This is a genomic window from Ensifer adhaerens, from assembly GCF_020035535.1.
Lineage (GTDB): Bacteria > Pseudomonadota > Alphaproteobacteria > Rhizobiales > Rhizobiaceae > Ensifer.
The window spans coordinates 322,347-344,360 of sequence record NZ_CP083351.1; the positions used below are offsets into that span (position 1 = coordinate 322,347).

19 protein-coding genes are annotated in these 22,014 nt (G+C 57.9%); 9 read left to right on the top strand and 10 right to left on the bottom strand.

Features of this window, described 5'->3' with window-relative positions; genetic code table 11:
- Positions 1 to 224: 224 nt before the first annotated feature.
- Genes LAC81_RS36205 through LAC81_RS36220 form a run of 4 tightly spaced genes read right to left on the bottom strand, consistent with a single transcriptional unit; the run spans position 225 to position 5,282 of the window.
- On the bottom strand, positions 225 to 1,139 hold the full coding sequence (locus tag LAC81_RS36205) for a nucleoside hydrolase (protein ID WP_328717970.1): 915 nt from the start codon (positions 1,137 to 1,139) through the stop codon (positions 225 to 227).
- Between the two features lie 46 nt (positions 1,140 to 1,185).
- Positions 1,186 to 3,258: an ABC transporter permease gene (locus LAC81_RS36210; protein WP_223730997.1), complete on the bottom strand. Its 2,073-nt coding sequence runs from the start codon at positions 3,256 to 3,258 to the stop codon at positions 1,186 to 1,188.
- Positions 3,255 to 4,319 carry a quaternary amine ABC transporter ATP-binding protein gene (locus tag LAC81_RS36215; protein ID WP_223730998.1) on the bottom strand — a complete coding sequence of 355 codons (1,065 nt, stop codon included), beginning with the start codon at positions 4,317 to 4,319 and terminating at the stop codon, positions 3,255 to 3,257. The genes LAC81_RS36210 and LAC81_RS36215 overlap by 4 nt, the downstream gene beginning before the upstream one ends.
- Positions 4,320 to 4,343: 24 nt before the next feature.
- Positions 4,344 to 5,282 (bottom strand): ABC transporter substrate-binding protein, encoded by a 939-nt coding sequence (locus tag LAC81_RS36220; protein ID WP_223730999.1) that lies wholly within the window; start codon positions 5,280 to 5,282, stop codon positions 4,344 to 4,346.
- Positions 5,283 to 5,454: 172 nt separating this feature from the next.
- Here LAC81_RS36220 and LAC81_RS36225 point away from each other — a divergent pair, with 172 nt between their 5' ends.
- The gene (locus LAC81_RS36225; protein ID WP_113536262.1) at positions 5,455 to 6,039 is read left to right on the top strand and encodes a TetR/AcrR family transcriptional regulator; all 585 of its coding nucleotides are present in this window, start codon (positions 5,455 to 5,457) and stop codon (positions 6,037 to 6,039) included.
- 552 nt (positions 6,040 to 6,591) lie between these two features.
- Here LAC81_RS36225 and LAC81_RS36230 read toward each other — a convergent pair.
- The gene (locus LAC81_RS36230; protein ID WP_223731000.1) at positions 6,592 to 7,503 is read right to left on the bottom strand and encodes a LysR family transcriptional regulator; all 912 of its coding nucleotides are present in this window, start codon (positions 7,501 to 7,503) and stop codon (positions 6,592 to 6,594) included.
- Between the two features lie 394 nt (positions 7,504 to 7,897).
- On the opposite strand from LAC81_RS36230, the gene LAC81_RS36235 reads away from it, so the two are divergent.
- From LAC81_RS36235 to LAC81_RS36270, 8 genes are all read left to right on the top strand, one after another.
- Positions 7,898 to 8,356: a (2Fe-2S)-binding protein gene (locus LAC81_RS36235; RefSeq protein WP_223731001.1), complete on the top strand. Its 459-nt coding sequence runs from the start codon at positions 7,898 to 7,900 to the stop codon at positions 8,354 to 8,356.
- On the top strand, positions 8,356 to 10,530 hold the full coding sequence (locus LAC81_RS36240) for a xanthine dehydrogenase family protein molybdopterin-binding subunit (RefSeq protein ID WP_223731002.1): 2,175 nt from the start codon (positions 8,356 to 8,358) through the stop codon (positions 10,528 to 10,530). The genes LAC81_RS36235 and LAC81_RS36240 overlap by 1 nt, the downstream gene beginning before the upstream one ends.
- Before the next feature lie 505 nt (positions 10,531 to 11,035).
- A complete protein-coding gene (locus tag LAC81_RS36245) occupies positions 11,036 to 12,469 on the top strand; it encodes an NAD-dependent succinate-semialdehyde dehydrogenase (RefSeq protein WP_223731047.1) in 1,434 nt (477 codons plus the stop codon).
- Positions 12,470 to 12,609: 140 nt separating this feature from the next.
- Positions 12,610 to 13,626 carry an amino acid ABC transporter substrate-binding protein gene (locus LAC81_RS36250; RefSeq protein ID WP_113536267.1) on the top strand — a complete coding sequence of 339 codons (1,017 nt, stop codon included), beginning with the start codon at positions 12,610 to 12,612 and terminating at the stop codon, positions 13,624 to 13,626.
- Between the two features lie 69 nt (positions 13,627 to 13,695).
- Positions 13,696 to 14,505: an amino acid ABC transporter ATP-binding protein gene (locus LAC81_RS36255; RefSeq protein ID WP_113536268.1), complete on the top strand. Its 810-nt coding sequence runs from the start codon at positions 13,696 to 13,698 to the stop codon at positions 14,503 to 14,505.
- A 2-nt stretch (positions 14,506 to 14,507) separates the two neighbouring features.
- Positions 14,508 to 15,551, top strand: a complete 1,044-nt coding sequence (locus tag LAC81_RS36260; protein WP_223731003.1) for an ABC transporter permease subunit — start codon at positions 14,508 to 14,510, stop codon at positions 15,549 to 15,551.
- 10 nt (positions 15,552 to 15,561) lie between these two features.
- On the top strand, positions 15,562 to 16,590 hold the full coding sequence (locus tag LAC81_RS36265) for an ABC transporter permease subunit (RefSeq protein WP_223731004.1): 1,029 nt from the start codon (positions 15,562 to 15,564) through the stop codon (positions 16,588 to 16,590).
- A gap of 352 nt (positions 16,591 to 16,942) precedes the next feature.
- Positions 16,943 to 17,962 carry a molybdopterin-binding protein gene (locus LAC81_RS36270; RefSeq protein WP_223731005.1) on the top strand — a complete coding sequence of 340 codons (1,020 nt, stop codon included), beginning with the start codon at positions 16,943 to 16,945 and terminating at the stop codon, positions 17,960 to 17,962.
- 172 nt (positions 17,963 to 18,134) lie between these two features.
- On the opposite strand, the gene LAC81_RS36275 is transcribed toward LAC81_RS36270, so the two are convergent.
- The 5 genes from LAC81_RS36275 to LAC81_RS36295 all read right to left on the bottom strand — a co-directional run bounded on the left by LAC81_RS36275 (position 18,135) and on the right by LAC81_RS36295 (position 21,997).
- A complete protein-coding gene (locus LAC81_RS36275) occupies positions 18,135 to 18,767 on the bottom strand; it encodes a LysE family translocator (protein WP_223731006.1) in 633 nt (210 codons plus the stop codon).
- 75 nt (positions 18,768 to 18,842) lie between these two features.
- Complete coding sequence (locus tag LAC81_RS36280; protein WP_223731007.1) at positions 18,843 to 19,775, bottom strand: EamA family transporter; 933 nt, start codon at positions 19,773 to 19,775, stop codon at positions 18,843 to 18,845.
- A 38-nt stretch (positions 19,776 to 19,813) separates the two neighbouring features.
- The gene (locus LAC81_RS36285; RefSeq protein WP_223731008.1) at positions 19,814 to 20,578 is read right to left on the bottom strand and encodes an SDR family NAD(P)-dependent oxidoreductase; all 765 of its coding nucleotides are present in this window, start codon (positions 20,576 to 20,578) and stop codon (positions 19,814 to 19,816) included.
- Between the two features lie 13 nt (positions 20,579 to 20,591).
- On the bottom strand, positions 20,592 to 21,422 hold the full coding sequence (locus LAC81_RS36290) for an aspartate dehydrogenase (RefSeq protein ID WP_223731009.1): 831 nt from the start codon (positions 21,420 to 21,422) through the stop codon (positions 20,592 to 20,594).
- A gap of 23 nt (positions 21,423 to 21,445) precedes the next feature.
- Positions 21,446 to 21,997 carry a 3-hydroxyanthranilate 3,4-dioxygenase gene (locus tag LAC81_RS36295; RefSeq protein WP_113536276.1) on the bottom strand — a complete coding sequence of 184 codons (552 nt, stop codon included), beginning with the start codon at positions 21,995 to 21,997 and terminating at the stop codon, positions 21,446 to 21,448.
- Between the last annotated feature and the right edge of the window lie 17 nt (positions 21,998 to 22,014).

The window sequence follows — 22,014 nt, forward strand, 5'->3', positions numbered from 1 at the left end:
GCGCTCGATGTGCCGTGCATGTGAGAAGGGCTCGACCAGTGACATCATAATCGTCCGGTCGAATGTCGGCTCGTTGCGCCTCTTGGCGATCGCATATGGGCAGTAGCGTTGGACAGTGTATCGACGGGCTGATTCGACCCTCGAAGCCTTCCGTGCCCCAAAAGTTGTGAAATGTGCCGCAGTCGGTGGAGACCAAACGACTGCGGCTCCGGCTCGAGGTACCTTCAAAGGCTTTTGAGGCATGCACTTTCTCTGGGCGTGTCACTGCCGGCGAGCTTGTGGATGAAGTCCTTCATGATGGCGTTGCGGTCGACGGCATAAACGTATCGCATCATGTGACGGGCACGATCCGAGCTGTAGCGCATGTCATTGGTCAGCACTGGCGTTGGCACCAGAACGCTCGGGGCCCAGTCGAAGCTGAGCGCCCACGCTGTTGCCGCCATATCCCAAATCTCCTTGGCCCAACCGATATGGTCATCGCAATACCCCTTGAAACGCATTGCCAGGAAAGCACCGATCTCTCCATAGGGCTCTACGTAGCGCTCGATCTCCGGGACGGTGCTGTGGAGGATGGTGGTCACGCCTTCGCACGGAATGAGAACCAGAGGAACGCCCGAGTCGAACAGCACCTGCGTGCCGCCTACGTCCTGCGCGAGATTGAATTCGTTCTGGTGGCTCCAGTCGATGGCATGACCGCCAAGCCAGACCACGACGATCTTCTCGATGATGTCGGGCGCCTTCAGGATGGCTGAAGCGACGTTGCTGATCGCAGCAATCGCAATGACGTATAGCGGATCTGTTGCGGATGAATTCCTTGCTCGGGCGATTAGATCATCGACGGCCGGCGCATCCAACGGTCGCTTTTCTGGCCCTACGTATCTCGTCACGCCGCGGTGAACGAGGCCTTCGTGAGGAATGTTCAACCGGGCGAGCAGCGCGAGAACCTCGTCGTAGCTGAGTTCCATGCCGCGGGCGGGATCGTCATTGGACTCATTGACGAATGGCGCGGCGTAGATCGCTTCAACGTTCACTCTCTCGGGGGACAAGAGCGCGTGAACGATCGCGAACTGGTCATCGATCTCGTTGAATGTGTCCGTGTCGATGACGATACGGCACTTTCCGGCGGGCGGCGCGAGCATCGACAACCGAAGGGCTTCGGACATAGGCATGGATGGTTCCTTTTCTTTAATGCGCGCCGCGGAGACGCTCAGCGACGCCTCGAAGGATGCGATCGAGATTGATGGCGAGGAGGCAAAAGACAATGCCGGCAGTTACGCCAAGACCTGCGTCGGCTTTCCCAAGCGCGATGTAGATCTGTTGACCGAGCTCTGCCGTGCCGACGGTGGCTGCCACGGGCAACATGGTGATCGCCGACATGATTACCTGGTTGAGGCCGAGAAGCAGGGCCGGGCGCGCCGTTGGTAGCTGCACCAGGAGTGTGCTTTGGAGCGGTGTGCAGCCTATTTGGGTTGCCGTTTCCAGCAGGTTGGCGGAGACACTCCGCAAGCCAGCCTCAGTGTAGCGGATTGCGGGTACGACCGCATAAAGCGAGATTGCAATCAGCCCGGCGAATTCGCCAACCTTAAAGAACATCAGGGCCGGGATTAGGAAGACGAATTGCGGCATGGTCTGCAGCGCATCGTTAACCGGGCGAATAATGGCGGAGAAGCGATCACTGCGTGCCGCGATGATGCCGATCAAACCACCGGCAAAAGCACAAAGCACCACGGCTACGACGACAAGATAAAGTGACTTAACGAACGGCACCCAAAGGCCGGTAACCAGCACGAAGCCCAAGCTCAGCCCGGTGAACAGGGCCAGCCGCAATCCTGCAGCTCGCCACGCGCTCCACATTGCAAGGGCGATTGCCGCCGGCCAGGGGAAGGCAACGAGACCGGTGTAAATCAGCACCGCCAGACAAAGAGTTGCAGCAGCAGCCGAGGGCCGGCCCCGAAGTATCTGCCGAGCGGACAATAATACTGCCAGCGCGCCATATGCGGCGGTGATGCCGGGGGTCATCGAAAAGCCCCAGGTCAGCGGCAGGACGGCGCCAGAAAGTCCCACGCGCAATGGGAGTACCAGATAATAGAGTACCGCATTCTTGATGGCTTCGAGCACATCACTATACCTTGCGACGAATGCCAGGAGGACTTGGTTGAGGCCCTGAAAATCGACAATGCCGCGGCCTTCATTCCACCCAGAAACAACGGCCGGCTGGGCGTAGCGCATGATCGCGCCGAGGGTCATGATTGCAGCGGATGAAAGCAATATCGCCCGCCAACCTGCGTTCAGCCTACCCGCATTGTGTGGCCGAGCCGAACCAAGAATTCCGCCCGTGATGCGGTCAATGACGACTGAGATCATTACGATGACGAGACCCGCCATCAAACTCTTTCCGAGATCCGCAGAACGCAATCCGCTTAGGACCGCCCAGCCGACATCGTCGAAACCACCTATGATTGATGCGGTGATTACCATGCTGAGCGCCGCCATCGTGGTCTGGTTGAATCCAAGGGCCATCATCGGGCGAGCTGAGGGAAGTTCGACCCACACAAGTCGCTGCCATGTCGTGCAGCCGCTCATTTCCGCCACTTCGCGTCGTTCCTCAGGAACCTCTGTGAGACCGCTCAGCGTGCATCTAGCCATAGGCGGGACCGCGTAGATCGCGGTTGCGATCAGCCCGGCGATCGGCCCAAACCCGAAAAGCAGAAGCAGCGGCAGCAGATAGGCAAAGGCAGGAAACGTCTGCATAAAGTCGAAGACCAACTCCAGAGCCCTGCGCATGCGGGGTAGAAAGAATGCGCCGAGTCCGAGCAGGAATCCGATCAGAACCGAGAGCGGGACAGCCAGAACTACGAGGGAAAGCGTCGCCATGCTTTGCTGCCAGAAGCCTGTCAGTACAATGTAGGCGATGGCGCCGACACTGATTGCCATCAGTCTCATGCCGCCGGCTTTGAAGCTGATCAGGACGACGGTTGCAGCGACAGCCGGCCACGGCAAGTATTGAAGGGTGCCGACAAGAGCGGCGAGGAGGACGGTCGTGATGCCGCTGACGAAGGACGTTATCGGCAGGATCGTTGGGACGAGCCATCCGAGCGCGCTGTTGATCAGGGAAGATACGGGAAACATCCATGATTGCGGAAAGCTTTCAACTGCAGGCGAAAGCTCTCCCGCGCCGATGCAGAGCAGCACAAGCGCAGGCATCGCCGCCGCTCGAAACAGGGCAGGCGCGTTGAATGTCGTGTGAGTACGCTTCATGGCGTTGCCGCTCGATCGCCACGCAACAGGCGGGAAATGGACGACGAAGAAATCTCTCCGATGAGCGTATCGCCGGGACCTGAGATTCCCACCGTTTCGTTGCCGCCCAGCAGGTCGGGGAGGATGTCCTCCAGCGGGTCGTCGGGTGAAAAAGCTCTTGTGGGACGTGTAGAACCCCTTACAGGATGCATTACGTCTGCCGCCCGAATAACTTTAAGAAGCGGGACGTCGCGCAGGAATTCGGCAATGTAGTCGTTGGCTGGGGTGAGGGCGATTTCAGCAGGTGTGCCGATCTGAACAATTGCTCCATCACGCATGATGGCAATCCGGTCCGCGAGCCGGAACGCCTCCTGAACGTCGTGAGTGACAAAAACGATCGTTTTGCGGAGCATTTTCTGCAAGCGAATGAACTCATCCTGCATTTGGCGTCGGATCAGTGGGTCCAAGGCGGAAAATGGTTCGTCAAGGAACCAGATTTCCGGCTCGGCCGCCAATGAGCGGGCAATGCCAACACGCTGTTGCTGACCGCCCGAAAGCTCGCGTGGATACTGCCCTTCACGACCCTTCAATCCGACGAGTTCCGTCATTTCCCGTGCTCGAGCCTCCCGCTTGGCGCGATCGATGCCCTGTACACGCAGCGGGAAAGCTACGTTGTCGAGAACGGTGAGATGTGGAAGTAGGCCGAAGTTCTGGAAAACCATCCCCATGGCTTGTCGGCGAATTTCCGTCATGCGCTGGCGGCCCGCCGCCAGGAGGTCTTCTCCATCGAAGGTCACGCTCCCGTACGACGGTTCGATCAGCCGTGTCAGGCAGCGTAGCAAGGTTGACTTGCCCGATCCGGACAGTCCCATCAGCACGAAGATTTCTGCCTCGTGGATATCCAGTGTTGCACCGGCGACAGCTGCGACCGGGTTGCTCCCGGAGGTCGACTTGTTGCCGTCATTCCGGGAAGCGCCCGCAATCTCAGCAGCCTCCCGTGGGGTTACGCCGTAGATCTTCCAAAGGTCACGGCAGGCGAGCTTAACCGCGCCCAAATCTGCTTTTTCATTTGTGGATGTCATTGCCGTTCTCCCTGGTTCCGCCCCTTACTTCTTTGCGGCGTCGATCCAGGGCGACCATGTTGAGGCGTGTGCGTCGAGCCACGCACTGACCACGTCTTCGATCGGCTTTTTGTCCTGATCGATTTCGAATGTCATCTTTTGCTGGTCATCAGCGCTCAGTTGATAAAGCTTCGTGAGGGCGTAGGCGGCTGGCCACTTTTCGCCAAATCCGGAGCGAACGACTTTGATCACGGGTGCAGGGAGAACGCAGCGCGGGCCGTCCTTGGGATCGCAAGGGGGCATGTCGAGCCAATTGAGCTTAACTTTTGTGAGTATCCAGTGTGGTGCCCAGAAGCGCATCAAAAGCGGCTTGTCGGCTGCGGCTGCGGCTTGAAGTTCAGCCACCAGCGCACCTTCTGAGCCGGCGGGAACGGCCGTAAGCGGGATATTGAAATCGGCGATTTCATTTGCGGACGCCGTTCCCCAATCCGCGGGATAGTCGAGAAGACGACCGTTCGGAAGCGTTTCAGCCGTGGCGAGCGCTGCCGCACAGTTTGGCTCCATCAAGGCCTTCCAGCTTGGCAGACCCGGGCAAGCCTTGAGCGTTGCATCGGTATAGGCCCAACCGTCGCGGGCGTTCAGGCCAAGGTCGCCCACAACCTCAACCTTCTTGTCTGCCAGCATTTTGGGATAAATATCGCCAAGATTGTTCGTCCAGAGTTCCGGCACGAGATCGATTGAGCCGTCCTGCATGCCAATCCACTGCGGGAAGGAGCCGGCCGTCTGATATTGAACCTTGTAGCCAAGCTTTTCGAGGAGCTGGCCTGCGACATGGGCGGTGATGTTCTGCCCCGTCCATTCGTTCAGCGATATGCGAATAGGTGCATTGGTGTCGCCGAGGGGCGCAGACATCCCCTGTTGGGGCGTGGCTGCCAAAGTCGCAAAACCTGCGGCTGCTAGTGCAAGAGATCGAAAAGTCGGCACGGTAATTCCTCCTTTGATTTAAGCTCCCGACATGCTAAATAGTCCAAACCGTCCAGCCGGTCTATAAAAAACCGTCTGGCCGGTCGAAAATGTTCAACGACGGGTTCTCTCGCTTGAGGACTTTTTGCTATGTCTCGCGCCGAGAAGGCGCAAAAGGGAGCCCAGGTGATCGATGAATGACCCCAAAAAGATAATGAAGTTTCGCAAGAGCGGGGACGAAATCAAGGCGCTGATTGTCAATGCGGCGACGCGCGTGGTCATGGAACGCGGGGCTGCGCGTATGACACTGGCCGATGTTGCCACCGAGGCAGGCATCAGTAAGGGAGGCCTGCTGCATTATTTCTCTTCAAAGGATGATCTCATCCGAGCGATGATTGCCGCAGGGCTTGAATCGTTCGAGGAGAAAACGATGGCGATGGTGGCCGCCGACCCGACGGCAGGTTCTTATCTTCGCGCGTACATTACAACGAGCTTTCCGGCCGAAGGTGCCGATGACATCGCTGCGGCGATGATTGCCGGAATTGCTTCTGACATTGAACTGCTCGCCGAGTATTCTGCGGAGAATGCAAAATGGTCAGACCGCTTGGAAAAGGATGGTCTCGACTATTTTTACGCGCAGGTAATACGGCTCGCAGTTGACGGCCTGTATTTCAGTGAAGCAATCGGATTGCCTCAATTCAAGCCGGAAGATCGGAAGGCTTTTTTGCAGCGCCTTCTGTCGATGACGCGTCTGGAGAAGCCTGAGGAGCATTCCTAGTCGCGACACGCAGCATGGGGTAACCCGGAGCATAAAGTTTAAGTCTGAGTTGGTGTCTGCGCAACAGGTGAAGCTGTGGTTCAAGCGTCATCCACCTCATCTCACCCTATGCTGAAGGTGGTCGCCCCGTTGTTTGCGCAATTGAGACCGCAGGCCGGTTACGCACGTTCGGCCGTGCTGAGACGAGCGAGCAAGCCGGTGATCGCGACTGGCGGAACCGGGAGATGGGAGGCGGTACCAGCCGCAGTTCTTCCATTGGGTGAGCCGATACGTCCGGCAGCGACACGGTCTCATAACGTTCCTCGTGCACGATCCGCCGGTCCTTGGTGCGGTCAAGCTGACGGGTCAGATGCAGCGTGAGCGCCAGGCCGCCTTGGTAGATTGATCAAAAACGAGGCTCAATCGGGCAGCTTGCTTATCGGGTTCAACCAGCCAGTGTTCTAGTGGCGACCTATAGCATCAAGCGCCAGTCTGTGGCCGGCTTCGATAGAGTGAACGTCCGTTTCCCCCCTTGTGTTCGCCGCAAGACATCGCCGGCCGGTCTGAGGCGGCTCAAGTTTGAGGCGCCGGATTGAGACGCTGCGTGTAGGAACGCAATATCCCGAGGAGGGAAACCACGGCGGGCGACGCAGATCGGCCGCTCGCATGGATCAGTGCGATGTCGCGGGTCATGGTCGGTTCGACGAGAGGCCTGGTAATGATGCCGTCGGATTTTGCCGCCGCGAGCGCATATGTTGGAAGGACGGACACCCCGATACGAGCTTCGACAAACGCCAAGGCTGTGGTTATGAGGGACACTTCGAACGCAGGCTTGAGGGGCATCCCGATCGATTCCATCGCAACATCAGCCAACAGGCGGATACCACTTTGACGCGTCAGGGCAATAAGTGGCATGTCGCGCAGATCAGACCATTTGATTGTTGGTTGCTGCGCGAGTTCATGCTCCTTCATGCAAAACAGCATGAGGTTGTCGCGCATGAGCAACGTCCGTTCGATGCCCTCTTCGTTCGGTGAAAATGTCCCAATGCCGCAGTCGGCCATGCCCGTTCTGACGTTGTCGACGATCTGCTCCGTTCCGATATCGATCAGTTCAATGGAGATGCCGGGAAACTCGTTGTGGAACGCGGCGATGGCGGAGGGGAGGATTACGGCCGAAAGCAGCGGCGGCGCGGCAATTCTGATGCGGCCGCGTCGACGCGCGGCCAAGTCGCGCATGTTTTGCACGGCGTGGTCAAGATCTTCAACGATTTTGGATGTGTAGCCTCTGAACTCATGACCGGCCGCGGTCAATTCCACGCGTCTTGTCGTTCGATCGAACAACCGGACGCCCAGTTCGTTTTCCAGGTCCTTGACCGCCTGCGACAGCGCCGGCTGCGCGATATTGAGATGCCGAGAGGCGGTGGAAAAGTTGCCGTGGGTCGCCACGGCCAAAAACGCTTCGATGTGTCTGATCGCAAACTTCATAGCTTGTCCATAAGATTCGGCGATTAATTTATACTATAAAGCATGATTGAACGATAGATCCACGCCGCCGATGATGCGCTCGCGTCAGCAATCTTGGATGTTCCGGCTGAGATCCCATGGAGGCTTGTGGATCCTTTTGCCACAAAGCCTTTCGAGCACGGCCCATTCAGGATCTCTGACGCGTTAGCAGCCACGACGTCGCTTCGGAGTACTTGACCCCCAGACCTTAGCCCACGCTCCGAGCGGCCGGGTTCGGCGTTCTATGCGCCAAACCCGGTCTCGCTCATCTGTGACCAGCAGGAGCCGAGGCTGCTTTGTGGGCATCTGTCCGACACGTTTGGAGAGAACTTACGAACAAAATCGAGGGTTCAGACCTCGGTGGAGGGAACAAGCCATGAAACTCAATATCAATGGAACTGAACATGCTTTCGATGGCGATCCAGAGATGCCATTGCTCTGGTTCGTACGCGACGTTCTCGGGTTGAAGGGAACGAAGTTCGGCTGTGGTGCTGCCCAGTGCGGAGCATGTACGATGCACGTGGACGGCGTAGCGATCCGTTCATGCATTACTCCCGCGTCTTCGATCGAGGGACAGGAGGTGACCACCATCGAAGGGATTTCCGGCAAGGTCGCAGATGCTGTGCGCGCCGCGTGGGTAGAGCTCGATGTTCCTCAATGCGGATACTGTCAGTCGGGCCAGATCATGACCGCTGTCGAGCTCCTGACGGACAACCCCAATCCCAGCGACACAGACGTAACAGCTGCGATGGACGGAAACCTGTGCCGTTGCAACACGTATCATCGAATACAGGCAGGTGTTCAGAAAGCCGCGCAGATTATGGGGGGTGAGTGATGTCCGGACCTTCGAAAGAGCGCGCGGGCCTCACGAGGCGCAGCTTCCTTGTATTCGTTGGGGCAGCCGGAGCCGGTCTCACCCTCGGGCTCCCGAATGCCTGTGCCGGCACGCCCGATGCCGCCGGCGGGGCGGCCACGCCATTCGACGCCTATCTCCGGGTCTCGCCCGACAACAGCGTTACCATCCTGTCGGCGCACGTCGAGATGGGGCAGGGCATCACCTCGGGAATTGCGACGCTGGTTGCCGAGGAGCTCGATGCCGACCCCGCGCAGATGCGCGCCGAGGGGGCCGCGGGCAATACCAAACTTTACGCGAACCTCGCAACGGGCGGCACCATGCAGGAAACGCAAGGTTCGACCGGGATCATGTCCTCGTTCGAGAGGTATCGTCTTGCGGGCGCGACTGCGCGCGCAATGCTGATTGGCGCGGCCGCGAAAGAGTGGGGTGTCTCGGCCAACGAGGTGCAGGTCAGCAATGGCGTGATTTCGCATCCCTCAGGCCTAAGCGCTTCCTTCGGCGCGTTGGCGGATGCGGCAGCGCGGCTTCCCGTGCCGTTACAGGTCTCGCTGAAGGACCCCAAGGATTGGATACTGATTGGCACGGAGAAGTTTCGGCGGCTGGACAGCTTTGATAAATCGCATGGCCGACAGAAGTACACGATCGACGTGGAACTGCCTGAAATGTTGACGGCCATGGTCCTGCATGCACCGAAGTTCGGTGGCAAGGTCAAGACGTATGATGCCGCTGGTGCCAGAGCCGTGGCTGGGGTGGTCGACGTTGTGCCTCTGGCCAACGGCGTCGCAGTTCTTGCGCATAACACCTGGGCGGCGATGAAAGGGCGGGAGGCGCTTCAGGTAGAGTGGGATTTCTCCGGCGCGGAGCAACGCAGTTCCGACCAATTGTTCGCCGAATATCGCCAGTCTGTCTTGCAGCCACCGTCGGTGACTGCTGTCTCGCGCGGCGATGTGCTGGCTTCCATGAAGGTGGCGGCGAAAACCGTTGAGGCGACCTATGAGTTCCCATACCTCGCGCACGCCGCCATGGAGCCGCTTGACTGTGTTGTCTGGCTTCAAGGCGATCGCCTTGAGCTTTGGGGCGGGTTCCAGATGCCGGATCACTACCAGGTAATCGCCGCCCGCCATGCCGAGCTTCCCCATGAAAAGGTGAAGATGAACGTCCTTTCAGCGGGCGGCGCCTTCGGACGTCGTGGAACACCCGACGCCCAGATCGTGGTCGAGGCCATCGAGTGTGCGAAGGCGATCGGATGGCGTGCGCCGGTGAAAGTGCTTTGGACCCGTGAGGACGATATGACTGGCGGCCGATACAGGCCAATGTGTTTGCATTCCGTCAAAGTCGGAGTGTCTGCGGACGGCCTACCGGTCGCTTGGCAGCACCGCGTTGTTGGACAGTCGATCTTGATGGGCACGCAGTACGAAAACTACGTTGAAAATGGCGTCGACCCAAGCTTGACCGAGGGCACGGCCAACACGCCTTACCCACTGGCCAACTTCAGCCTGGATGTGACCACGGCGGAGGTCGGTGTTCCGGTTCTTTGGTGGCGTTCCGTTGGTCACAGCCACAACGCGTTCGTCATGGAAACATTGGTAGACGAGTTAGCGACAGCCGCTGACGAGGATCCGCTGGAATATCGACTAAAGCTGTTGCAAGACCAACCTCGTCATCGTGGCGTACTTGCGTTGGCGGCGGAGAAGGCGGGATGGGGCAAAAAGCTCCCTGCCGGACATTTCCGCGGAATAGCGGTCCATGAAACCTACGGCAGCCTCGTCGCGCAGGTCGCCGAAATCGCAATCGACAAAGCTGGCTCTTTCGAGATTAAGCGGATCGTGGCGGCTATCGATTGCGGTGTAGTCGTAAACCCCGATCAGGTACGGGCGCAGGTGGAAGGGAGTATTGGTTTTGGCCTGGGCGCGGCCCTCTACTCCAAGATAACCCTCACCGACGGCGTCGTTGATCAGACCAACTTCGATAGCTATCGAGTACTTCGATCGAGCGAGCTACCCAAGCTCGAGGTGCATATCGTCCCGTCAACCGCGCCGCCTAGTGGGGCAGGGGAGCCAGGTGTGCCTCCCGTAGGTCCTGCCGTTGCCAACGCGCTTGCGGCGGCAACCGGCCGCAGATCACGGGTGTTGCCGCTGCATCCAGACGCCTAGTCGCAGCATTCGCGTGCAATGCCACGCCCGATCGCAGGTGCCTGCGGTCGGGCGAAGTATCGTTGCGTTCAACTAACGCCCGACAACCCGTCAGTTCCGATACCGCAATTGGCATGCGGGTGCGCCGATCGCCGCCAGCACCTGGCGAAGCAGATTGGTGTGCACGCCTGCTGTAGTTCAACGGCGCGGCCCTGATGCACGGCGTGGCCGCGAATTCATTTATAATGAAATCATCTAAATTAATGCGATAATTCAGGATGGATTTATATAAAGGCCGGAGCTTTAATCCTGGCCATCAGCCTTCGAGCCGAGCATCGAGCGCGTGGTTCCGACGCCAAGTGTGAGGAGGAAAGGGCTGATGAATGGTGAGCCAGGGAAGCGGAAGTATATCGTCTTCCAGCACGCCACATCCGATGCAATGCCACAAAGGCACTGCTTTTTAAATTCTTTCAGCGGGAACTTCGCGCGTTCGGATGTTCTTGCTCAGCTAGATACAGGGCATACGATGACTGTCTATCCGGAGTTGTACCTCTACATTGCAGGAGCTTGGCGGAAGAGCAAGGAAACGCTCCCTGTCCTCAATCCTGCCGATGAAAGTGTGCTCGGCGAGCTTCCGATTGCGTCGCGCTCAGACTTGGACGATGCCCTCGACGCCGCTGCCGCTGGTCACAAGGTGTGGAGCGCCATGGCGCCGGCCAAAAGGGCGGAAATCATCATTCGCGCGTCGTCGATCATGCGGCAACGCGTAGAAGAAATTGCGTACTCGCTCACTCTTGAGCACGGCAAGCCTTTGGCGCAGGCGCGGCTGGAAGTGCAGCGTGGCTGTGAGTTTTTCGAGTGGGACGCCGGCGAAGCGGTTCGTACCTATGGCCGGGTAATCCCCAGCGAGTCCGGTATTCGATACATGGTTCTGCACCAGCCGATCGGTCCGGTTGCCGCATTCTCACCGTGGAACTTCCCGATGAGCCAGCCATCGCGCAAAATCGCGGGTGCGCTTGCGGCGGGATGCTCCATCATCCTGAAGGCAGCCGAGGAAACACCAGCCGGTGCGATGCATATCGTTCGTGCGTTTCATGACGCTGGGCTGCCTCCTGGCGTGCTGAACCTGGTGTTCGGCGTGCCTTCCGAGATCTCAAGCTACCTTATCCCGCAACAGCAAATCCGGCTTGTTGCCTTCACCGGATCGACGGCGGTTGGAAAGCAGCTTTCCGAAATTGCGGCTAGGCATGTGAAGCCGGTCTTGATGGAACTTGGAGGTCATGCACCGGTCATCGTTTGTGACGATGTCGATCCGGTGGCCGCGGCACAGCTTTCGGTCTTGCGCAAGGCACGGAACGCCGGACAGGTTTGTACTTCACCAACCCGCTTCTTCGTGCACAAGGATCGCTACCAGGCCTTTGTTAAGGCGTTTGTCGAGCGGGCAAAGACGATTGTCGTCGGAAATGGTCTTGCTCATTCCACCGAGATGGGACCGGTGGCCAATCATCGGCGAGTGGAAGCGCTGGACAGACTGATTACCGATGCCGCCGACAAGGGTGCTCGCGTCCTGGCGGGCGGAACCCGTCCACAATGTCGCGGATATTATTTTCCCCTGACCGTGGCCGCGGATCTTCCAGACGATGCTCTGGCCATGAGCGAAGAGCCGTTCGGTCCGCTCGCGCTCATCAACCCGGTCGACTCCCTTGACGATGCGATCGAGAAGGCCAACTCGCTTCCCTTCGGCCTGGCGGCATACGCGTTCACGCACTCTGCGCGCAACGTTCACTTGCTGTCCGAAAGAATCGAGGCTGGAAACCTGTCCATAAACACCCTTGAGGCTTCTGTCGCCGAGACGCCGTTTGGCGGCGTCAAGGAAAGCGGATACGGGCGTGAAGGGGGCATGGAGGGATTACACCAATACATGTCCATTAAGAACGTGTCTCACCGAATCGCGTTCTAACGCTAAGAGTTGTTCGAGCACGGAGGCAGGAGATACCCGGAATGTTCTGAAGCTGGATTGTAAATGATGGTTCGAGTGCCGCCAATTCACAGAATATACGCGCACGAACTGTGGATCTTACGTGATACTGGGAGGTTGAAATGAAAAACTACATGGTCGGACTTGCTGCGTTCGTTTCCTTGCTGGCTGTATCGAACAGTCAAGCGGCGACGGTGTCGGAAAAAGTAAAGGAACGCGGTGAGTTGCGCTGCGGCGTTGGGGATCCGACGCCGGGTTGGCATAGCCTGGACAACAACAACCGGTGGGTCGGGTTCGGGGTCGACTTCTGCCGCGCAGTTGCTGCGGCCGTTCTAGGTGATGCAGAAAAAGTCGCTATCTTGCCGATCGGCTGGGCTCAGTCGTATGAGGCGCTTCGCTCAGGCGAGATCGACATCGCGACGACGTCGCACACCTATCGTATCGAGCGGGACACCGGCCTGCAGGTCAATTTTCCGGCGGTGTATTTGTTCTCTGGCATCACGGTGATGACGCGCAAAGAGAACGAGATCAAGCAGTTCTCCGACCTGGCCGGCGCCACTATCTGCCATATTTCCGGCAGTTCGGATGAGAGCACGGTTGCAGAGTGGTTTCGCTCGCGGGACCTGCAATTTAAAGCGTTGCCTTTCGATACGATGACGGCGGTGTCCGAGGCGTATGCGAAAGGGCGTTGCGATGCTTTTGCGACCGAGCCTGCTTTGCTTGCGGGATACAGGTCGAGCTATGCCGATCCGGACGACCATGTGATCCTCCCCGACTTGTTCTCAATCGACGCCGCCGGACCCATGGTCGCAGAAGGCGACCCGCAATGGGACAACATCGTTCGAGCGGTGATTTCGGCCACAATCGCCGCAGACCAGTTCGGGATCAACTCGCTCAACGTCGATGAACAGTTCGAGCTGGCAACAAGCGCAGAGGCTCGGCGACTGCTCGGCAAAGAGGGCGAGCATGGAAAGTTGCTGGGCCTCTCGGAATCCTGGGCTCGTGATCTCATCAAGCAGGTTGGAAGCTACTCCCAGATCTACGACCGCAATCTGGGAATGAAGAGCCCCACGAAGCTTGAACCCGGCTTCAATGCTCTTGTCACAGATGGCGGCCTGCTGTTTTCGCCGCACTTCTAGATCGGACGCGCAGGAATACTTGCTGGCGGCCAACACCGCCAGCGCTCATCTTTAATAGGGCTCACTGCAATGAGTATTCAAACCCAGAACGTTTCGAAGTTTCGCGACACGACGATCTCAGATTTCGGTCTTGCGAGCATTTCGCCCAGCACTCTGGCCGTAGAAATCACCGACCTTGGCAAGTGGTATGGCGAGTACCAAGTCTTGAAGAACATCAACCTGTCGGTATCGCAGCGCGAGAAGATTGTCATCTGTGGTCGTTCGGGCTCCGGGAAGTCTACTCTAATTCGTTGCATCAATCGCTTGGAGCGGCATCAGAAGGGCAAGATTGTCGTAGACGGGATTGAGCTCACGGATGACATGAAGAAGATCGACGAAGTTCGGCGCGAGGCCGGAATGGTCTTTCAGAGCTTTAATCTATTCCCGCATTTGACGATTCTTGAAAATTGCTGTCTCGCTCCCATGCGCGTCCGCAAGCTGCCTAAGTCGCAAGCGGAAGAGCTTGCCATGCATTTCCTCAGCAAGGTCAAGATACCTGATCAGGCCCGCAAGTATCCGGGCCAACTTTCCGGTGGGCAGCAGCAACGGGCAGCTATTGCCCGGGCCCTTTGCATGAAGCCTCGCATCATGTTGTTCGATGAGCCGACATCCGCGCTCGATCCCGAGATGATCAAGGAGGTTCTCGACACGATGATCGCTCTGGCGGACGAGGGGATGACAATGCTCTGCGTGACCCATGAAATGGGTTTCGCGCAAAGCGTGGCCGACAGGATCGTTTTCATGGACGAAGGGCAGATCATAGAAGTCGATGATGCCAAATCGTTCTTCACCAATCCTCGGCATGATCGCTCGAGGAAGTTTCTTGAGCAGATCCTCTAGCTATGACTGACGCTACCAAAAAATATACGTTGCTGGCGGTTTACGTCCTCATTGCCGTCATCGGCATCACAAGAGCCGTAGACAGCTCCTTCTACCTCGCGCCCTCCGGATTGGTGATCTCAAGCACGCTGGTGCCATGGGATGAATCCTATTCGTATTCATTGGCATTTGCAGTCGCAGCCGGAAACTCTCTAGCCGTGGGCCTGATCGCCATCGTCCTGTCGAGCCTTCTCGGCGTGCTGATCGGTCTCGTCGGTGTGCAGCGGAACAAGGTCGTAAACTGGCTGTACAACTTCTATGTCGGCGCTTTTCGCAACGTGCCAGTTCTTTTCGTCATTCTGCTTTTCTACTTCATTGGTATCGCGCTGCCCAAGCCCGCGAAGGCGATCGATATCCTTGGCCTGGTGTATCTCTCCAACAGAGGTGTCGCGATACCAACGGTCGACTTTGCAGCAAATGTAGAGCCGCTTGTTGCGATCGTTCTTTCAATCGTGGCTGTGGCTGCGCTTTTTATCCCAGTGCGCAAGTGGCTTCGCTTTTCCATCGCGGCAGGCGCTGCGGTTGCCTTGTCCGCGCTCGTGTTCGATGTCACCGCTCCTGTCCGGGGGAAATTTGGGTTCACGGGGGGCGCGACGGTACCGATCGAGTTCATGGTGCTGACGGCGGCGCTTTCGATCTACTACTCGGTAGAAATCGCCGAGATCACCAGGGGCTCAATCCTGTCGATCAACAAAGGCGTTATCGATGCCGCACATGCCCTTGGCTTGCACGCGTTCGATCGGTTTCGGTTTGTCGTGGGCCCGCTCGCTTTGCGGTTTGGCCTTCCCTCCGCGTTGAACACGCATCTCGTGATTATCAAGGCGACGTCTCTTGGTGTGGCGATCGGTTACACGGAACTCTTTTCCGTGTCGCGCCTGGCCATGTCGTCGTCGGGCCGGATACTTGAGTGCCTGTCGCTGATGGGCCTGTATTTCCTGGTGATCTGTGGGTCGCTGTCGCTGGTGGTGAACCTGGTCAACGACAAATTGAAATATTGGAATAGGTGAGAGACGAGCGATGTCAAAGTCAAATCAGTTGCTGTCGCAAAGACTAGGAGTCGCGGTTCTCGGGATTTGCGCGGCGTTCGTCCTCTGGCCTGTGGCGCAATGGGCTGTCTTGGATGCGGTATGGAGTGGGAGTGCTGAGGCATGCGCTGCCGCCTCCGGCGCGTGCTGGGCATTCATCAGGCTTCGCCTGCAGTTCCTGCTGTTCGGATTTTATCCGCCGGAGCAGTTCTATCGCGCGATTGCAGTCATCCTGATCGCCGTGGGCGTGGTTCTATTGATTACGCATGTCAGATTTGTCAGGGAAAAGCTGGCACGGGTCTATGTCGCGATATTCCTCGCGTTCGTCGTCTCAGTGTGCTTGCTTCGGGGCGACGGCCTTGTCCTGGCGAATGTCCCTTCACGCCTGTGGACCGGGTTCACTTTGACGGTGACCGTTGCCTTTGGCGGCGTGGCTTTGGGGCTGGCCCTCGGAACGCTTCTGGCTTTCGGGCGCAATTATGGTGGCTCGTTGCTGTCGACCACGTGCATGGTCGTGATTGAAACTCTGCGCGCTTTGCCAAGCGTCGTAACGATGTTCATCGTTATCGTGGTTTCGCCGTATGTCCTGCCCGCGTGGGTCGGAGAAAGCATGTTTTTCCGGATCATGCTGGGCTTTGTGCTGGTGGCCGCTGCATTCTATGCCGAGGCTTTACGTGGAGCCTTGTTGACCTTCGCCAAGGGGCAGGGCGAGGCGGCAATATCGCTCGGCATGAAATCGCCGACCGTTTATCTCGAAGTCATTCTCCCACAGGTCGTGGCGCTGTCTTTTCCAGCCCTGATGAACATCAGCCTGATGGTGTTCAAGGACACCGTACTCATTCTCGCATTCGGCTATTACGAGCTCCTTGGAGCTGCGAACGCCTCAATCAACACGCAGGAATGGAATGGCTTTGCGCCAGAGATGTTCATCTTTGTCTATGCGGTCTTCTGGTCCTCTTGTTCGCTCATCTCTCGCGCTGGACGAGCCGTAGAGCGAAACCTGTACGTGCGAAAAGTGTAAGCGAAATCCGCAATGTCCGGCGAAAATTCATCTGGGGTGGGGGCGGGCACCATGCGCAGAGCTATCCATTCCTTGGAGCAATTTTGATCGGCAAGGCCTGGATCGAGGGGGCGTACCGGATCTCGAGGGGAACCGGTAACGCAACCCGTGGCTACGCTTCTTTACCAGTGAGTAGCCAGGTCGCTTTTGACGGCGGCCGGCTCGGCCTGGCGGTAAGTTCCATCACGCGGGCCGGTGCTCCCATCGGGCTCGACATCGATGCGCCAGGTCCATGCGCCGCCGCAGTTTATCCTGGTGCGAACCATCCATGCTCTGTAGTGCGCAGGAACAGTGAACGACGCTGGGGTACTCAATGAAGTTCGGCTTCGTCAGAATATCAGAGGCAGAAGGTGCGGTTCTAGTTCACCCCACGTCAGCCGGCGGGAGCCGACTGCTGAAGGGGCACGTGCTGACTTCGGCCGATGTCGCGGCGCTTGCAAGGGAGGGCACCGACGAAATTGTCGTCGCGCGCGCAGACTTGGGTGAAGTCCTGGAGAATGAAGCGGCGACGCGAATAGCCGAGGCTGTCGTCAGCCCCCAGATCAGGTTGTCGCCGGCGGCGGGCGGCCGGGTAAATGTCTACTCGCGAATTCGGGGGCTTTTCGTTGCCGTTCGTGAAGCCGTTGACCGGCTGAACGGCATTGATCCGTCCATCGCTCTTGCCTGCCTTGGCGATGGTACTCCGGTGCAGCCAGGTGACTTGCTCGCCACCTTCAAGATAATACCCTTTGCGGTAGCAGGTTCGGTTGTAGAGCAGGCGTACGATTTCTTGTGCGCGTGGCCGGTGTTCCATGTCAGGCCCTTCATCCCCCGCCGGGCGGCGCTGATTGCGACAGAATTGCCTTCATTGAAGCGCCTAACCATGGACAAGACCCAAGCCGTTTTGGCGGCCCGCTTTCAGCAGTACGAAAGTCAGCTCGCCAGTGAGCGTCGTGTTGCGCATGCCGAAGAAGCAGTGGCCGGTGCCATAAGCGAGTTGATGGTGGACCACGACCTCGTTGTCATCTTCGGCGCTTCCGCTGTGGCGGATACGAACGATGTTGTCCCGGCTGCAATCCGACGCGCTGGTGGTCATGTCGCCCAGGTCGGCATGCCGGTGGATCCTGGAAATCTGATCGTACTTGGGTGTATCGGCACTTTGCCGATAATCGGGGCGCCTGGCTGCGCGCGCAGTCCTACCGAAAATGGCTTCGACTGGGTGCTAAGGCGCGTACTTGCCGGTTGTTGGCCAAGTCCGCAGGAAATCGCGGGGCTCGGGGTCGGCGGACTGCTGAAAGGGAAGGGGAGCCATCCAAAGCCGCGCGTCATGGGCACCGGTGCAGCACAAGCATAGCGCGGCAAGCGCACCATCCTTGATCAGGCTGCCGTCGATTTGGTCGTCTCTACGAGTGCTCGCCCCTGCACCAACAACAAAGCTCGAAAATGGGAACCGGCGATAACTCTGGCCGCCCGCTTCTTTTGCCCGGTCGCTTTGTTTGGCGTTGGTTGGGGTACTCGGTAGTGCGTTATTGAGGGCGTCGGCTGAATGCCAGCAATACACCGAACGTCATCATTACCGAACCGCTTATCCGGTTCAGTCGGCGTCTCGCCCCGGGGGTCCGCATTATGCCCACGATGCGCTTTCCTGCATACGCGTACGCAACGATCGCCACCACCTCGAGCGCCAGATAGATGCCCGCCAGCACTGTAAAGCTTTGCCAATAGGCATCGTCCTGGACGAATTGCGGAAAGAAAGCTGCAAACACCAGCATCGCTTTTGGATTGCCGGCGGCGACGATGAACTCTCTCGAGGCTGACAGCCTGAGTGGCTTGACGTGCCCGTCGAGTGGCACATCTGCAGCGGTCGGAGATTCGGGCGCGGTCAAAAGGCGGTAGCCGATCCAAAGGAGATACATGACCCCTCCCCATTTAACCATCGAGAACAGTAGCTCTGAGGCCATCATCGCTGCCCCAAGCCCTAATGCTGTGGCGAGGATCATCAAGCTAAATGCGGGAAGCCTGCCAACGACCGCGGCCGCTATGGCATAGCCCATTCCATGGTGTGCGGCATTCGTTAAGGAAAGCAGGTTGTTTGGTCCGAACACCATGTTCAGCGCGAAACATGCTGGGATAAACATCAGAATTGAATCGAGCGGCATCGTTCAGTCTCCTTCCATGCGTTCTGCCAAAGCGCGGTCGTGCGCGTGCAATGCCGGTGGCAATCGGCTCATGTTTCAGTCGGTCAATGCTCGGGCAGCGATGAGCGCCAGGCCAGCCAGCGATAGGAGACCGGCCAGGATATTGCCTTTGCCGAATGACCTTTCCTGACGAAAGACAATGGAGGAAAGCAGTGGTCCAACCAGCATCTCCAGCGATCCGATGAGAGCCACGATGACCATGTCGGTATGCCGAAGCGCGAAAAATTGCAGCAACTGTCCAAGCGAAACACACGCAGCCGCCAAGAACTGCCAGCGGCTAGCGCCACCGCCGGTTGCCTCGGTCATTTCGCCTGTGCTTGTCCCCAATCGGCGCTGTGCGTAACACCAGATCATTCCGCTAAGACTGCCAACGAACGCCCCGAATGCTGGATCCGGACAAGCCTCCATGCCGAGTTTCCTGGCGGAATAGGCACCGGCGTAAAATACCGAAGCGAAGAGCCCGAACATTATCCCACGGTTTGCAGATTGGCGTATTCCGAATGTACGATCTCTATCCTCTAGTGCTGGGGTTTTTGCTAAACCGATCGCGCTTGAGTAGACTCCAAATACTATTAATGTAATTCCCAGAATTTCTGTATTTGAAACTGAAGATCCAAAAATAATAAGCGAAAATACAATCGAAAACGCCGGAATTAATCGTCGGTGGACGGCTGAATTGGCGACGCCGGAAATTTCTGTTGCTTTAAAGGCCATGCTTCTGGCCAGTCCGGTCGATAGAACGCCGCCTAACGTAAACCATCCGAGAGCAGCGTATTTCCCTGGTAGATCGAGAAATTCACCGAAGGGTAGCCCGACCGAAATCCACAGCATGGACGAAATGATTGCGGTCAAAAGGCTTGATAGCAGCACGCCGCTGCTACCCTTTTTAGTCGGGCCGCCTCTCACGATCGACGCATCTGCCAGTGAGTAGCAAAGTGCGGAAAGTGCCGCGAAGCATTCGCCGACCATGACAAGACATCGCCTAGAACGGGTTTTTGATAAATGGGCTATGGACGCATGTAGTTTCCGCCATTTACGTCGAGGATGGCCCCCGAGATGAAACTCGCTCCCTGGCTGCAAAGGAATGCAATTGGCCAAGCAACTTCTTCGGGTTTCGCTGCCCGCTTCAGCGGTTGCCTTGCGATCGCCTGCTCAAGGTTGATGTCCTTCAACATAGGTGTATCGATGGTTCCGGGAGCAACGCCATTAATAAGCAATCCCGATGGCGTGTAGCGCGCGGCCAGGTAGCGGACGAGCGTATGAATTCCACCTTTGCTTATAGCGTAGTGTGGGCCGACGCCCGGGAAGGTGCCACCCGTAAGCGCGGCGACCGACCCGACGAATACGATGCGGCCGTTGCCTTTCCTCGCCATCTGGTTTGCGAACTCTCGAGCCAAACGCATGGATGCTCTAAGGTTGACTTCGAACGCAATCGAGGTCTGTTCGTCCCAATCCTCGCTATCCCAGTCGATCGCCTTGTAGATCCCGTGGCTTAGAATGAGAGCATCTAGTTCGCCACACCATTCGGCGAGCTGCTTGGGGGTAAGCGGATTGGTTACATCGGTCTGGGTCCATGACGCCGGCTTCCCATCCCGCGTCAATTCCGCGGCGAGCACCTCGCAACTTGACGTGTCCGTGAGCAGGACTGTCGCGCCGAGTTCGAAACAGACGCGCGCTGTTGCGGCGCCGATGCCGCCCGCGGCGCCGGTGATGAGGATACGTCTTCCGTCGAGCCGCAGCTGATGGGGAATGGATGGTGCGATCTCGCGCATGGGAACTCTCCAGTTAGACGACCAGTGAGGACATTTCAGACTCCAATAGCCTAACGAGGCTGAGTGCTGTCATTTCCGAAGTCTTGGGGTTGGTTTGCATTGGTTCGTTCTCGATCGTGAGATCGAGGTTGCCGAACACTCCGATCGCCCGGATACTGTGGATGTTTCGTCGCGCAGAGGGATCGGCGACAAGCTGCACCCTCGTCCGGTCCAGACCGAGCCCAGCCAACGACGAAATGACGACGGCATTGGCGTTGGCGGGAAACGACGAGGCCGCGTCACGCGCACCCCCTTCATATATCGTCAAAGCTTCCTTAAGACTGGAAAGGTCGGCGATGGCTTCGGCTGGCGTTCCCTTCCAGGCATCAGGATGCTTGCGGATGGAGTGAACGACTTCGTGCAGCGCAAGCGTCGACGCCGCCGAAAGAGCGTGCAGTCCCCCCAACGCCCCGTGGGCGAGAATAAGTTGAGAGCCGAAGCTGCGTGCCGCATTCTCCAGAGAACTTCTCAGATGATCGTCCGTTAGCGCGCTCGCAGAGCAGATCACGAATTTTCGCGCGGCCTTCAGTGCGTGAAAGCCCCATTGGCTCACGGCTTCGCGGCTGGCCACTTCCAAGACGATATCTGCGTCGAGAGTTGCGAGGGCGTTGGGGTCGGAAATCTGTACGGTTTCTTCGGGCCACCATGACTGGCGCTTCACCCCTGGGGGAACCGCAATCGCGACCAGCTCAATTGAACTGGTCGACGATGGTCCGAGAAGTTCGACCACCCGACGCGCGATCGCGCCGGAGCCGACAAGGCATATTCGCAGCCGATTTCGTGTGCTCTTAATATCTTCTGACACCACGCAGTCTCCCCTCGGCCGAGCTATAGCGACACCCATCCAGCGGGCGGAGCCTTGCCTGGGTGGACGGTCCCGCATTTGCTGCACGTGCGCGCGCCCTCATCTTCGTAGAACGCTTTGTAGATCGGCGGGAGATCGGTCACGATGCTGTTCAGATGGACCTCAACTCGCTTCACAAGGTTGTGGCATTCGAAGCAGTACCATTCGAACGCATCCACTTCCCCCGTATCGCGTTTTGGCTCGACCACAAGTCCAATCGACCCTTCTTGCGGACGCTGCGGAGAGTGGCGCACGTGAGGCGGCAGGAGGAAGATCTCACCTTCCTTGATCGGAACGTCATAGAAATCTCCGTTGTCGATGACCTTGAGGACCATGTCGCCTTTCAACTGGTAGAAAAACTCCTCAACCGAGTCGTCGTGATAGTCGGTCCGCTGGTTTGGACCTCCGACCACGGTCACCATCAGGTCAGCGTCCTCCCAGATCTGCTGATTGCCGACCGGGGGTTTCAACAGGTGCTGGTGCTCGTCGATCCATTTGGAAAAACTGAACGCGTTCAGTCGGCCTCTTTTAGTCATCGTATGTTCTCCGTCCC

Bases quoted from the DNA above. Each gene is read 5' to 3' on its own strand.
- LAC81_RS36205 (WP_328717970.1), bottom strand. From the start codon at position 1,139: ATGCTCGCGCCGCCCGCCGGAAAGTGCCGTATCGTCATCGACACGGAC.
- LAC81_RS36210 (WP_223730997.1), bottom strand. From the start codon at position 3,258: ATGAAGCGTACTCACACGACATTCAACGCGCCTGCCCTGTTTCGAGCG.
- LAC81_RS36215 (WP_223730998.1), bottom strand. From the start codon at position 4,319: ATGACATCCACAAATGAAAAAGCAGATTTGGGCGCGGTTAAGCTCGCC.
- LAC81_RS36225 (WP_113536262.1), top strand. From the start codon at position 5,455: ATGAATGACCCCAAAAAGATAATGAAGTTTCGCAAGAGCGGGGACGAA.
- LAC81_RS36230 (WP_223731000.1), bottom strand. From the start codon at position 7,503: ATGAAGTTTGCGATCAGACACATCGAAGCGTTTTTGGCCGTGGCGACC.
- LAC81_RS36235 (WP_223731001.1), top strand. From the start codon at position 7,898: ATGAAACTCAATATCAATGGAACTGAACATGCTTTCGATGGCGATCCA.
- LAC81_RS36240 (WP_223731002.1), top strand. From the start codon at position 8,356: ATGTCCGGACCTTCGAAAGAGCGCGCGGGCCTCACGAGGCGCAGCTTC.
- LAC81_RS36245 (WP_223731047.1), top strand. From the start codon at position 11,036: ATGACTGTCTATCCGGAGTTGTACCTCTACATTGCAGGAGCTTGGCGG.
- LAC81_RS36250 (WP_113536267.1), top strand. From the start codon at position 12,610: ATGAAAAACTACATGGTCGGACTTGCTGCGTTCGTTTCCTTGCTGGCT.
- LAC81_RS36255 (WP_113536268.1), top strand. From the start codon at position 13,696: ATGAGTATTCAAACCCAGAACGTTTCGAAGTTTCGCGACACGACGATC.
- LAC81_RS36260 (WP_223731003.1), top strand. From the start codon at position 14,508: ATGACTGACGCTACCAAAAAATATACGTTGCTGGCGGTTTACGTCCTC.
- LAC81_RS36265 (WP_223731004.1), top strand. From the start codon at position 15,562: ATGTCAAAGTCAAATCAGTTGCTGTCGCAAAGACTAGGAGTCGCGGTT.
- LAC81_RS36270 (WP_223731005.1), top strand. From the start codon at position 16,943: ATGAAGTTCGGCTTCGTCAGAATATCAGAGGCAGAAGGTGCGGTTCTA.
- LAC81_RS36275 (WP_223731006.1), bottom strand. From the start codon at position 18,767: ATGCCGCTCGATTCAATTCTGATGTTTATCCCAGCATGTTTCGCGCTG.
- LAC81_RS36280 (WP_223731007.1), bottom strand. From the start codon at position 19,775: ATGGTCGGCGAATGCTTCGCGGCACTTTCCGCACTTTGCTACTCACTG.
- LAC81_RS36285 (WP_223731008.1), bottom strand. From the start codon at position 20,578: ATGCGCGAGATCGCACCATCCATTCCCCATCAGCTGCGGCTCGACGGA.
- LAC81_RS36295 (WP_113536276.1), bottom strand. From the start codon at position 21,997: ATGACTAAAAGAGGCCGACTGAACGCGTTCAGTTTTTCCAAATGGATC.